At 35.8% G+C, this 13,167-nt stretch carries 11 protein-coding genes; 3 read left to right on the top strand and 8 right to left on the bottom strand.

The genetic code is table 11. The features are described 5' to 3' along the window. Positions 1 to 94 precede the first annotated feature (94 nt). Positions 95 to 967 (bottom strand): Cof-type HAD-IIB family hydrolase, encoded by an 873-nt coding sequence (locus C564_RS0123540; protein WP_018767066.1) that lies wholly within the window; start codon positions 965 to 967, stop codon positions 95 to 97. 135 nt (positions 968 to 1,102) lie between these two features. Here C564_RS0123540 and C564_RS0123535 point away from each other — a divergent pair, with 135 nt between their 5' ends. Together C564_RS0123535 and C564_RS0123530 are read left to right on the top strand one after the other, a co-directional pair. Beyond that, a complete protein-coding gene (locus C564_RS0123535) occupies positions 1,103 to 1,717 on the top strand; it encodes a DNA-3-methyladenine glycosylase (RefSeq protein ID WP_018767065.1) in 615 nt (204 codons plus the stop codon). A 260-nt stretch (positions 1,718 to 1,977) separates the two neighbouring features. Next, positions 1,978 to 2,616 carry a hypothetical protein gene (locus C564_RS0123530; RefSeq protein WP_018767064.1) on the top strand — a complete coding sequence of 213 codons (639 nt, stop codon included), beginning with the start codon at positions 1,978 to 1,980 and terminating at the stop codon, positions 2,614 to 2,616. A gap of 112 nt (positions 2,617 to 2,728) precedes the next feature. Here C564_RS0123530 and budA read toward each other — a convergent pair whose 3' ends face one another. From budA to C564_RS0123495, 7 genes are all read right to left on the bottom strand, one after another. After that, a complete protein-coding gene (gene budA / locus C564_RS0123525) occupies positions 2,729 to 3,487 on the bottom strand; it encodes an acetolactate decarboxylase (RefSeq protein ID WP_018767063.1) in 759 nt (252 codons plus the stop codon). Between the two features lie 21 nt (positions 3,488 to 3,508). Next, the gene (gene alsS / locus C564_RS0123520) at positions 3,509 to 5,197 is read right to left on the bottom strand and encodes an acetolactate synthase AlsS (protein WP_018767062.1); all 1,689 of its coding nucleotides are present in this window, start codon (positions 5,195 to 5,197) and stop codon (positions 3,509 to 3,511) included. A gap of 391 nt (positions 5,198 to 5,588) precedes the next feature. Next, positions 5,589 to 5,942 (bottom strand): YlbF/YmcA family competence regulator, encoded by a 354-nt coding sequence (locus tag C564_RS0123515; RefSeq protein ID WP_006093678.1) that lies wholly within the window; start codon positions 5,940 to 5,942, stop codon positions 5,589 to 5,591. A 770-nt stretch (positions 5,943 to 6,712) separates the two neighbouring features. After that, a complete protein-coding gene (locus tag C564_RS0123510) occupies positions 6,713 to 7,978 on the bottom strand; it encodes an FtsW/RodA/SpoVE family cell cycle protein (protein ID WP_003195509.1) in 1,266 nt (421 codons plus the stop codon). Positions 7,979 to 7,985: 7 nt separating this feature from the next. Continuing rightward, a complete protein-coding gene (locus C564_RS0123505) occupies positions 7,986 to 8,393 on the bottom strand; it encodes a PadR family transcriptional regulator (protein ID WP_003195507.1) in 408 nt (135 codons plus the stop codon). A gap of 4 nt (positions 8,394 to 8,397) precedes the next feature. Next, positions 8,398 to 8,931 carry a sigma-70 family RNA polymerase sigma factor gene (locus C564_RS0123500; protein WP_018767061.1) on the bottom strand — a complete coding sequence of 178 codons (534 nt, stop codon included), beginning with the start codon at positions 8,929 to 8,931 and terminating at the stop codon, positions 8,398 to 8,400. A gap of 575 nt (positions 8,932 to 9,506) precedes the next feature. Then, positions 9,507 to 10,664 carry a DUF445 domain-containing protein gene (locus tag C564_RS0123495; RefSeq protein ID WP_003195503.1) on the bottom strand — a complete coding sequence of 386 codons (1,158 nt, stop codon included), beginning with the start codon at positions 10,662 to 10,664 and terminating at the stop codon, positions 9,507 to 9,509. Between the two features lie 766 nt (positions 10,665 to 11,430). On the opposite strand from C564_RS0123495, the gene C564_RS0123490 reads away from it, so the two are divergent. Beyond that, complete coding sequence (locus C564_RS0123490) at positions 11,431 to 12,819, top strand: YheC/YheD family endospore coat-associated protein (protein ID WP_018767059.1); 1,389 nt, start codon at positions 11,431 to 11,433, stop codon at positions 12,817 to 12,819. Positions 12,820 to 13,167: the final 348 nt, after the last annotated feature.

Below are 13,167 nucleotides of genomic sequence, written 5' to 3'. Positions count from 1 at the left end.
TGACTAGAGGTCAATATAGAAGCTTTTCCTCATTTTCCCGGAAAGACAAACACTAAGAAACGCAGCTTTCAGGCTGCGTTCTTTCGTCATCTTGTCACCATTTATGAACCTGCGAGTGATTTTTTAAAAATGGAAGTGGAAATTGCTTTCGAAAATGTTCCTTAATCATATATTCCACTCCGTTTTCACTATTGGAACGTGTAATCCAATCTGCTGCTTGCTTCAATGGAATAGGTGCATCTCCCATTGCAACTCCTAATCCAACACTCGCGATGACATCTAAATCTTCCAAACTATCTCCAATTGCCACCATTTCATTCAATTCGATCCCAAGGTGTTCTCCTAATAATTGCAATCCTCTTAATTTCGACACATGAAGCGGAAGAATTTCTACCCTTCCCCCATCGGATTCTATATACTCGACATTTTCAAATGCTTTTTTCAACGTTTTAAGCGCGCGTTCTCTTTCTCCTCTACTTGCAAAGACAACATCAATTTTTGGAGCTGCAACAGGCTGATCACGCAGTGCGTCACCTAATGAATCTACAAATTGAACAGGATAAAATAACGGATCCGAACTTGATAATACAGTGCGTGCAATTAAGTTTGGTGTATTTCGCTCACGGTTACCGATAGAAAAACGTTCATGTGAAATACGAACATTACATTCAAAATGTTCGAGCACTTGCACGATATTAAACGTTTTTTCTTCTGATAATCGTTTTTGAACAAGCGGCTTATCTAATGAAGCAGAAATAAAAGCACCGCTATGCGTAATTAATATAGAATCTAGTTTTAATGACTTTGCTATTTTATGAGCCGATTGAAAGTGCCGACTTGTAAACAGCGTAACATATACACCTTTTCGCTTTACAAATTCAATAGCTTCTCGTGTTCCTTTTGGTATCTTCCCATTTTTCTGCAGGAGCGTCCCATCTATATTAAGAGCCAACAAGCGATAAATCACGTCGCATTCCTCCTCTTAGCTGCTTTTACTCTATCCATAATTTATGAACTAAATTTGTTAATTAGAACGAGTTAGAATTTCGTACGCAAATTTGGTTTAATATATACGTATATCATCAGTAAAGGGGATACCAATATGAAAGCACCTCCTTCTTTTTATGAGGGTGATACATTAGAAATTGCTAAAAATTTACTTGGTCATAAACTTGTACATATAGTAGATGGAATAAAACGAAGTGGATTCATTGTAGAAGTAGAAGCGTATAAAGGACCAGATGATAAAGCTGCACATAGCTATGGGGGAAGACGAACCGAGCGCACGGAAGTTATGTTTGGCGCACCAGGACACGCTTATGTATATCTCATCTATGGTATGTATCATTGTTTTAATGTCATTACAGCTCCAGTTGGTACCCCGCAAGGCGTTCTTATTCGGGCATTAGAGCCAGTCGATGGAATAGAAGACATAAAAATGGCACGTTACGGTAAAACAGAGCTTACGAAATCACAATACAAAAATTTAACAAGCGGACCTGGAAAGCTATGCCGCGCACTTGGCATTACTTTAGAAGAACGTGGCTTATCCTTACAAGGTGAAGAATTATATATTGAATTGGTGCCAGAAGCAGAGCAGCTATCTTCTCAATATGAAATTGTAACAGGCCCACGCATCAATATTGACTATGCTGAAGAAGCTGTTCATTATCCTTGGCGTTTTTATTTTAAGAACCATCCATTTGTCTCTAAATAAAGGCTCTGTTAAAGAAGAATGTTATTATTTGGCGTTTTCCCGATTACTTGTTATAACCAAAATCAAAACAGATATTTGATAAGGATTGTAAAGGTGATGAATGGATTACATTCGTTGGTTGTGTGTTCAAAAGTTAGTTAACCTCTGCGAAATCGACTGAATTCGTAGGAGTTACTTGGATTATGCTTTTTTATTGGAGACACAGGCTGTTAAATGCCCTCAAGTTGAGAATTTCCACAAACACCAAAGGATGTGTGTTAATGAAAGAGTTTTATCATTCTAAAAAGAAGAAAATCAGAGGATGGAAGCGGCACAAGAGGAAAATAGAAAGATGGAAGCAACATGTAATCAACTTGGATATGGATTACATAAGAGAAAATCAGAGAGATTATGCAAAACTGTGGATTCATCCCTTTTATTCGTTAATCCGTACAACCCTACCTAATTGGTATAACCAATTATTACTAAGCGAAATGATTGATGTATATCTAAACTGGCATGAAAAAATGGCGAAGGAAAATGAAGACTTCTTTCTAAAAATTTGGTTATATGAACCTGACTTTATTAGTTCACAAATTGTTGTTTCGTATAAAGACTGTATAAACCTTTACGATGATACCTTTGACAAACATACTATTACAAAGGCATTCCCATTTCATAAATATGAATCATTGAAAAATAAATTAGCTTTGTTTGAATGGGAAGCTCATATTAATGCTGATCAGTACTTGAAAGAAGATTTAAAAGAAAATATTGAATTGGGTTTTAGCACCGAAGATGAAGTAAATGAGATTATAAATAAAGCTTACAAAACCGAAAAGATCAACCTTAACTATGAAAATGACGTTCTTTATAAAGTAAATGTTGGAGATGTTTGGGTCGGAACGTTAAAAAAATAATGGTGTAAAATGGGAATACTTCCAAAAACGGAAATGCTCAAATCGTCATATTACATATCAATATTAAGATTTAACACAGTCAAGTAAAAAAGAAGCCACATCGGCTTCTTTTTTACTCCGCACCTTCCGCAGTCGCAATATCATTTTCAAGATTTTCTCTAGATAAATCCGCTGCCATAAAATCAGCTGTTTCTGGAAGTGCTAAATGCATATGTGCTTTTTGACAAATTTCGATCGTACAGTTTTCTACAGTAAAATCAAAAACATGTCCGCCTCCGCTTCGTTCATCATCAATATAATGTAGATGGAAACCGGCTACTCCAATACCTTGCGCATAATCTGGTGTCCAAAATCCTGCCATTGTTCCTTTCGTATGAGAGAAAGAAAAAATCGGCTGTGATTTTGTCACTTCTACAAGTAGTGTATATGGTTTTTCTTGACGCGGAACGGTTCTTGTTCTTACTTCACGGAATGTTCCATCCATACGAATCGCATAAAATAAGTTTTTACTTGGCATTAATTCATGTAATAAAGCTTCTACTTCTTCACGATTCATTGGACGATTAATTGTATAACTCATTTCTTTTTCAAAAAATGTTACAGTGGCAAACGGTGTTGTTTCTTCCGGTGCTACCATTTCTGCAGAACCGTCGGAACGCAAATGATAAAATTCCCCATCAAAAGCAATCATTTCACCATCTAATTGATCAAACGTACCGATGCCAAAATCGCCGTGCTCTTTTAATTTATCAAAGTTGATAATGCCATCATATATACCATCCAATAAAGCTAGCATTGTTGATGTTTGATATACTTCATTATTCGTTTTCATCTTTTTCGCATCAATATCTAATAATTGTGCAATACCCATGTCTATTCTACTCCTTTACCACTAGTTCAATTGGTTTGGTAGTAATTTTTCACTTAATTTAATGTTATCGCGATAATCAATTGGAATATCTACAACTACAGGACCTTCTGCTTTCAGTGCTTCTTGTAATACCCCTTCTAACTCTTCTGGAGAATTCACACGAAGTCCAATAGCACCGAAGCTTTCTGCATATTTTACAATATCAACATCACCAAATTCTGTCGCTGATGTTCTGCCGTATTTCATCATTTGTTGGAAGGCAACCATATCATATGTACCATCTCTCCAAACAAGATGAACAATCGGAGCTTTGAGACGTACTGCTGTTTCTAGTTCCATTGCAGAGAATAAGAAACCACCATCTCCAGAAACAGAAACCACTTTTTTACCTGGTTCCACCAATGTCGCTGCAATTGCCCAAGGAAGTGCGACACCTAATGTCTGCATACCATTACTAAATAATAAACGGCGTGGTTCATAAGAGCGGAAGCATCTTGCCATCCAAATGTAATGTGAACCGATGTCACATGCAACAGTTGTTTCATCATCAATTAATGAACGAAGTGTACGAATGACTTGCAGTGGATGTGTAAGCCCTTGTGAATCGCGAACTGGCACTTCAGCTTGCTCTGATAATTTCGCACGTAATTGATCTAAAATAGCTTCTGATTTTGTTGACAAGATAAGTCTTGGTAATTGCTCTGCAATGCTATCTACCGTTAATGCAATATCACCAATTAATTCGCAATTTGGTTGATAGTCATGGTCAATATCAGCTTGATGATCGTCAAGATGAATAATCGTTCTATCCCCTAACTTATTCCAAAACTTCGGATCATACTCAATTGGGTCATAACCGATAGATAGAACAAGATCGGCCTCTTCTAATAAAATATCGCCTGGTTGATTACGGAATAACCCAACGCGTCCAAAGAAATGATCTTCTAATTCACGTGAAATTGCTCCAGCTGCTTGATACGTTTCAACAACCGGCAATTGTGTATCAGCAATTAACTCACGAACTGCTTTCGTTACTTCATTTGTGCTCGCTCTCATACCAAGTAAAATAACTGGTAATTTTGCAGATTTAATTTGTTCTACAACTGCTGCAATTTTATGTATGGGAGCGATACCAAGTTGCGGCTGAGAAAGCGTGCCAATAGATGAAACGGACGTTTCAGCAGTCATAACATCTTGTGGAAGACTAACAAGCGTTGCTCCCGGATGAGTAGAAGTTGCACTGCGGAATGCATTTGTAAGTGCTTCTGGCACATTATCAGGATGCTCTACTTCTACGCTATATTTTGTGATTGGTTCGAATAGTGCAGCATTATCCATAGATTGATGCGTACGTTTTAAACGATCTGTACGCGGCACTGCACCCGCTAAAGCAACAACGGGATCACTCTCTGCCGTAGCAGTAACAAGACCTGTCGCTAAATTTGATGTCCCTGGTCCCGATGTAACAAGACATACACCTGGTTTCCCTGTCAATCTCCCAACAGCCGCTGCCATAAATGCTGCGTTTTGTTCATGACGACAAACGATTAACTCAGGTCCACGCTCTTGCAACACATCAAACACAGAATCAATTTTTGCACCTGGAATACCGAAAACATGTGTAACTCCTTGTTCGATTAAACAATCGACAACAAGATCGGCTCCTTTTGTTGTTGTTTTCACGTTGTTTGCTTTTACTTCTGTACTCAAACTAATCATCCCTTTATGTCAAAATCGTGTACAATAAAGCTAGTTATTATGTAAATCACCCATATATTACACCTTATTAATTAATGTGGTGTAATATATCTTGTTGATTATTATATTATAAATGTATTACTTTTCCAACAATATGAATTCGAAATTATTTTGACAATAAAAATTGAAAACCCTTACATGTATCTTAATATATTAAAATAATATTTTTTATAAGTTTTTCCATTTGTATCACATATTTTTAAAGGCCTTCTCAACAAATATTCCTTGCCCTATCTTTACTTTATTCCCTGTAAAACTTTCCTTTTATGCAATTGATTGAGAAAAGGAACTTCTGCGAACTCCATAAAAAAAGACGCTTCCCTCTCAGGAAACGCCTTTCTCATTAAGCTTGATATGCAGTATATAATTCTTCAAGTGGCTTCATAATAATTTTGTTAATATCGCCGATTACAACATTTAAGCGTTGCTCTGCTTCCATTAACTTTACGATTTTTGGATCTTGTTGAATAAGCGCTACAACTTCTTGGGCTTTTTGGTTATCTTCTTCTGTAATTTCTTGTCCTTGCATCATCTTTTGTTGTAAGCCCATTTGCATTGTACGGAATTGATCAAACAGTTGTTTTGATGCCGCATCCCCTTGTACTTCTGCATAACTTGCTTTTAAAGCTTGGAAATCTGTATTTTCTGCAATTGCTTTTTGTAATTCATATGCAACATCATGAATGTTTTTTGTCATTGTATTTTTCCTCCTTTAACGGGCTTGGTCTATTGTCCCTGCCCTTTGAGTACCTTTTGATACGCACCTTCTTACAATAACAAACTATGCACGAGATGTGAAGAAATTTCACTTTATTTATCGAGAGGAACTGTTTTTGTGAGGACAGAGACAAGAGAATCTCCCACCTCAAGCTCTTGTAAAGGTAGGTGGGGGTAGTTCAATAGTATGTATAAGTACAAATTGAAAAACCGATTGAAAACCTTTCTTTTTAGAAGTGAGGGCGTCTGTTCATGCATAAAAGCGGTCGGCCCCATGCTATGTGAAAATAACAGGAGAACATAAGTGGATGTCTCCTGTTGTTTTCATGGCCGTGATTGTCACTTTACTCATAAGTTTGCCACAGTTGGAAGCATAAACTTGCCGGAAATCGCTTATTTTAGAAGATATTTAACTAATTGTCCAAAGAAAATGGAAGCATAACTTTGCCGTGAGTTAATTATTAACCCATAAGCTTGCTGTGTGTTTTATTAATGCAGCTTTGGAATAATGTTTGGTCAAATTGATACTAATAATCTTGATAAACGAGCAAAAAGAAAGAGCGTGTTTTGAAAAAAAATTGTTCAAAACACGCTCTTAATTTATTTAATTGAATCATTCTTTTATAAAAAAGTCTGTTCATTTCTGTGATCCTTCTTCCATTAAAGCGCCCTATTCTGGGATAAGTTAAATACCCATGTCAATGTAAAGTTTCTTTGTTAAATTAATTTAAAGAAATTTTAGATTCAATTCTAAATGAAACTACTTGATATCAAATTTTTACGTCGATACACACTTAACACGATACCTATTAAAAACGCATTAAACAGAATTGGCATCAATCCATAGCTAATAAAAGGCAAGGATATAGAAGTGATCGGTAATAAGCCTATGATCATTCCAACGTTATAAATGAACTGGACTACAAAAAGAGTCATTCCACCAACAAGAAGCAATTTCCCATAACGATCATTTATTTTATAAGATATGACTATTATCCTCGCTACAAAAAGAGAAAGAATCAAAACAAGGATCAGTGCAAGCAAATACCCATAATAGTAAGTCAAACTTGCAAACACAAAATCAGTATGTGCAGCAGGGAGGAACTCTATATTTCTAGATGTACCAAACCACCCTGCTGACGACATTAACTCTTTTAAACGTAAATACATATACCCTGGACCACCTGCGTCGTGCTCTGGGTTTAAATACCCTAAAATCCTAGCCGAATAGCGTTCTTTTACTGAAGACCAGAAAAATAAACCACCGATAATAAATAAACAAATTGGTACAACTGTAATGATCAATGCCTGTTTCTTTCCTAACTTACTCCACCAAAGCATAACGAATACCATCATGATATAGATAAAAATTGTTGAAAGAATTGATGTAGTTAAGAATAGATACAAAGAAAATAGATACAATATCACAAGATGTATAACCTTTAACCTATTGTTATTGAAAAAGGAAGCCCAAGCTAGAAAAAAGAACGGCACTGCCATTAAACATCCAATTGCAATGGGACCAATTTTTATTAACAGTTCTCCATTAATTGAAGCGTTTGGAAAATAGCCTATCATTAACAGGATGAGTACTCCTATTGTGTAAAACAGCCATCCCAGTCTCTCTAATTTTCGATAATCAATCAGCATCATCCCAAAAGCTGCCGCAACACCGAGAATAACAAATATCACCTTATTGATTAGAAAATAATTCGTATATCCAAGAGCTACTATTGGCAAGAAACCTAGCCCCATAGCAGTCACCAATAAAATAATAATTAACCAATCAACCTTTGGCTTATGAAGTTTGTTAAGTTCTTGACCAAGTCTGATTGGACTTCCCATTTGTTCAACAGCTTTGTCTTCAGCAATTTCCTCACTTAGCCCTTTCTCTATCCACATGTTCTTAGCCTTCTTCAAGTGAAAATCCAATTCAGTTGCCACAAGATTCTTTGCTTCTTTTGATTTAATATGATTGGTGACTTCTTTTAAAAAATGATCCCCTTTTTTGTTCAATTTTGTCTCACCCCTGTACTAATTCTTTTAATATAAATCTTGCCTTTGCAGAATTTTTTTCTGCCTTTCTTAGTATCTTTCTTCCCTTATCATTTAATTGATAATATTTAGCTCCTGAATGATCCCAACTTGATTGGATAAAACGATTCTGTTCTAGACGATGTAATAAGGTGTATAAAAAACCTTCATTGCCTTCGAATTTTCGAATCCCTCTCCCCCGCAATAGCTGTGCCAATTCGTATCCTGTTTTTTCATTAATGAGAAGTTGTAAAACTGCTAAAAAGATATCTTCTTCATTTTCGTATGATTTATTGATTTTTTCGTGTACCTGCTTTCGATGCTGATCAGAAAAACTCAAATGTTTAAAGGTTGTATTCTCCATTGATTTTCGTAGCCCTTTTAATCGATCTTCCATTTGATTATTCCTCCAATCCTTTCTTCAAGAGTTCCTTGGCTCTTTTAAGTCTTGTTTTTATAGTGTTTTCCTTCACTTCTATTACCATAGCAATATCTTTGATTGGCAATTCTTCAAAATAAAAGAGATAAATCACTTCTCGATATTTTATTGGTAAATTCATTACTGCAGAAGCCAGCCTACGGTCCTCAGCATTTTGAATAACAGTTTGTTCAACACTTTCTTTTTGAATCTCAATATACGTAGATTCATCCTCTGTAACGATTACCTTTTTGTTATACCAACTTTTTATATAGTCCTTACAATGATTAATGGCAATTCTCCACAACCATGTTTTTAAATTTGATTTCCCTTTGTATGTATGAAAGGACTTATAACATTTAATAAATATATCTTGCGTTAAGTCCTCAGCAACCTCTTTATTATTCACATATGAATAAACAAGCTGTAAGATTTCCTGTCCATACTTGTTCATTATCTCATCTATAAGGTCCTCCTTATCTTCTATTTCAAACACCTCTGCTGTTAATTCATCCACATCAGTTCCTCCTTCCAATTTATTAGACGACGCACTCCATTGAAAAGTTTTATAAATCCCCCAAAAAAACGGCTGGCCATGTCCATACCGTTTTTTTAAACCTATCTTTATTTCAAGCTTAATTTTTCTTTACTAAAAATAAATCTGTTATTTTAACAAAGGCATATCCCTTGTTCTTTTCTAAATAATTCTCTACTCTAATTTCTTATTTTACTCCATGAAATTCATTATCCTGCCACCGTTCGTTTAATAAGACTTACTCAATTAAATGGCCCGTTTGCTTAATAAGAAAAAAATCCTACATTATCAAAAATCCACATATAAACGGTTTAGCTTTGTTTTAAATCCACAATTAAAAGTACTTAAAAATCTTTTATGAGCTCATAAAGGGTTATTTTTGGTACCAAGGTTGAAGAATTCCTTCTTAGCTTTAATTCAAAAACATCAAAATTACCGGAAGCATAAGTTTGCCATAAACAAAAAGAACCATAAGCTTGCCGTTCCGGCAAACTTATGGTTCATATCACAGTGATTTGTATGTTGAAAAAGTAACATGGATTTATATAGACAAAGCGTTACATTAGAAAAAGCAACACTATACCTTGAATCAAACCTATTGTCCCCCCTAACAACGCTCCTAAATACGTAATCATCTTCAATTCACTCTTCGTAATTGATAACACAAGATCTTCTAATCTCTCTGTTGAGAATGTAGATACTTCTTGTTGTACGATTTCAGCAAGACGTAAGTTTTTCAAAATCTGTTCGGTATTGTTTATCCCCCATGCTAAACCTTTTTTCACTAAACTTGGAATCATTGTTTGTACAACTTTTTCCCGAACTGGTTCACACACTTTTTGAACAGACTGATTGAAAAATCCTCTCACAGTTTCCTCTATTTTAACTGTTGATAGGATTGACTTTACAATCGTTTCTTTCTCTATAAAGGAATCTAGTTCCTTCACTTCTCTTCCCTTTAATTTCTCCCACTCTTTTTGCAGTACATCACTTAAAAGCTGCTTCGTTCCTTCTTGTCCTAAAAACTTAATCACTTCTGGCTGCAGACGATCCACTAAACTTACATTCCCTAAAAACATACCTACTAAATTTAATAATGTACCTCGCGAAGCAAAAAAGTCATCAATCATTTTGGCAAGCCGCTCTTTTCCCTCTTCACTTTCAAAAAAGCTTTTACCTCTTTCTAAAATAAATGATGCTACATTCGGAATCATTTGCTCCACTTTTTCATGAACAGAACTAGGCAAAGCTTGTTCCCACGTATATGTATAATATTGTGATAAAAACGTATCAATTTTTTCCACAATCATACTTTCAATTTTTTGGATGGTCTTCCCTTCCACATGCTCCAAGCCCCATTTTTCTAAAACCTCTCGTAATGATTGCTCATTCACCAAAATTTTATCTATCTCTACTTGTCCCCACTGAATCAGCTCTTGCTGAAAGTTTTCATCTGTTAATTTCTTCCCGATCCCTTCTGGTGTTAACAAATGATCCACAACCATTTTCCCTAATTGAACAGCAAGTTCATCACGACGCTTCGGAATCAATCCGGGCGTAAAAGGTACTCGAAACTTTCCAATATAAATAGGGCGATGCGGGCGAAATAACATTTTTATCGCTAAATGATTCGTATACCCACCAATTATTGCTCCTAGCCCTGTCGTTGTTAACATATTTAACCACATATTCATTACACAATACCAGCCTTCCATTTCTCCAAATATATATATCTTACTACAACCTGTTACAAAAACAATACACAACCAGCCATTTATCTTGAGATACACTGACTTTCTCCATCCATCAGCTACCTTTTGCGATTTCTCACGGCTTAAGATGCGAAATAAATACCATATTTTTCCAAAATACAACCACTGCCATGACGAACAAAAGATGACCTCCACTCGTTTTCACTTGGCATGGGACCGAAAAAGAATCCGACCTCTTCTATCCATGGACGGATGCTCTCTCGCCTCTAAAAAGAAAGGTTTTTCCATTTGTATGTACATAAATCCATTTCAATCTTTCCATACATCAGTCACTGCTATGAAGACAAAAAGTGACCTCCACTTATTTTCTCCTTTTGGTTTCACGTGGCGCGGGGTGAAAAAGGACCTGACCGCTTCTATGCTTGATCAGATCCTCTCTTACCTCTAAAAAAGAATGTCTTTCAATTTGGCTTCTCTCGCCCTAAAACATAGATCATCCAAAAATAGAATATCGTTATACGGACAACAGTATAATGATATGGGAGCATGTTTGCAATGTACTGAAGCCATTCGCGCAATTGCACAATAGAAATAAAAAACAATTGAGCAGTTCTCTCTTCTCTTTTTACATAATGGATAAAATAGAGCACTTAGGATTATATATGCGAATGCGAAAACAGCATGATTATTCACTGGCCGAAGAAGCTTCCCGCGGCCCATTACGGTTTAATCGATTTACACCGTAACTGAAAAAGGAGTGACTATTACATTGAAAGATCATATTTACACATTACAAATTTCTATCGATCATCCAAGATCGCTAACATTGCCCTATATATTTTCTAGTACTTCTCCCCTTACATTTCTTTCCTTCGGCACACGAAATACGACATGTGAAAATATTGAAATTCATTATACTTATGCTCACGAAATTATAATTGGCGAACAAATTGCGAAAGAACTTTATCTTCCATTTCCAACTACCGTGCATGCTTTCATTCAAAATCAAACACTTGTATTTGGGCCATTGATCGGTATTTTCACAACAGGTTTTACAGAATCAGCTGCTAATCCAATTGGCAATCGTTCCATCAGTTTCAAGGAGTTACTGACCCCACCCCACTCTTTACATCCATTTGTTTTCTTATTTGGTGCACAACATATGAACTGGGATGAGGAAACAATTGATGGATACTTTTTTAAAGAGGAAAACTGGATACAATGTAAAGTTCCTTTTCCAAACGTTATTTATGATCGGCTACCTAATCGAGAAGCAGAACTTTACAAACCTATTCTCAGAACAAAAAAACGATTACAAACGAAGTACACCATTCCATGGTTTAACCCAGGTTTTTTTAACAAATGGAATATACACCAGCTGCTTACAAATGAAAAAACAGTCGCTTCTCTGTTACCTCAAACAGAAACATTTCAGCACTTCGAGCAAGTAGAGAATTTCTTATCATCATATAAACACATTTATATGAAACCTGTGCATGGTAGTCTTGGACGAAATATTTATCAAATCCTTTATTCCACTTCAGAAAACAGTTATTATTGTCGTTACCGCGAGGCAGGGCAGAATAAATTACGAAAGTATCACTCTTTAGAAACACTTATCAATCATGTTATGCAAGGCCATGATTTAAAAACATTTATTGTTCAACAAGGAATTGTATTATTACGTATAGGTGGGCAGCCAGTAGACTTTCGCATTCATACAAATAAAAATCGTTTTGGGAATTGGAGAGTCAGTGCCATCGTTGCAAAAATCGCCGGGAAAGGCAGTATGACAACTCATATAAATAGCGGCGGAGAAGTAAAACTACTCCAAGATATTTTTTCTGATGCAACGGAGCGTGTTCGAATCACGAATAAATTGACAGGTGCAGCCTTGCAACTAAGTTCTATTTTAGATCAGCAAACGGAAGGAAATATTGGAGAAATTGGTTTTGATTTAGGTTTAGATAAAGATGAGAAGATTTGGCTATTTGAAGCCAATTCCAAACCTGGAAGAACTATATTTCAATCCGAATCATTACAAGAATATAGTGAACTGACGAGACAGCTATTTTACGAGTACGCCATGCATTTAACAGAACATCATCTTTCTCGTCCGAAAAGGCTATTACCAGAAGATAAAACTTCCACCCTATAATAGGTGGAAGTTTTTTTATCATTTTGACCGAGAAGACCCCCTCCTCTAAATGAAGTGAAGGTGGGGGATGAATCAGTTTTGTCTTTTTTAAAGAAAATGTTTCTTTTTCAATAGAACATACGTTTGTTTTGGTGTATAATGATCTTATCAAATAAAATGAGGTGAGAACAGGTGAAGAAAGCGTATTTTTCGAAACGGATCTATAAGATAGATGTACCGCATGAAATGGTAGATGCATTGGCAGAGACAATCGAAATATTTAATCAGGCGAAGCGCTTTGCGTTTCAAATGATTGTTCGGGAAAAACGTTGGAACCGTAAGATATATACAGACAGTCTTCATCTCGTT

Source organism: Bacillus sp. 105MF, assembly GCF_000374885.1.
Classification (GTDB): domain Bacteria; phylum Bacillota; class Bacilli; order Bacillales; family Bacillaceae_G; genus Bacillus_A; species Bacillus_A pseudomycoides.
The sequence above is the reverse complement of the archived record's forward strand: the minus strand, read 5'-3'. Positions and strand labels throughout refer to the sequence as shown.

Bases quoted from the DNA above. Each gene is read 5' to 3' on its own strand.
- budA (WP_018767063.1), bottom strand. From the start codon at position 3,487: ATGGGTATTGCACAATTATTAGATATTGATGCGAAAAAGATGAAAACG.
- C564_RS0123495 (WP_003195503.1), bottom strand. From the start codon at position 10,664: ATGGAAGGCTGGTATTGTGTAATGAATATGTGGTTAAATATGTTAACA.
- C564_RS0123505 (WP_003195507.1), bottom strand. From the start codon at position 8,393: ATGGAAGATCGATTAAAAGGGCTACGAAAATCAATGGAGAATACAACC.
- C564_RS0123535 (WP_018767065.1), top strand. From the start codon at position 1,103: ATGAAAGCACCTCCTTCTTTTTATGAGGGTGATACATTAGAAATTGCT.
- C564_RS0123530 (WP_018767064.1), top strand. From the start codon at position 1,978: ATGAAAGAGTTTTATCATTCTAAAAAGAAGAAAATCAGAGGATGGAAG.
- C564_RS0123515 (WP_006093678.1), bottom strand. From the start codon at position 5,942: ATGACAAAAAACATTCATGATGTTGCATATGAATTACAAAAAGCAATT.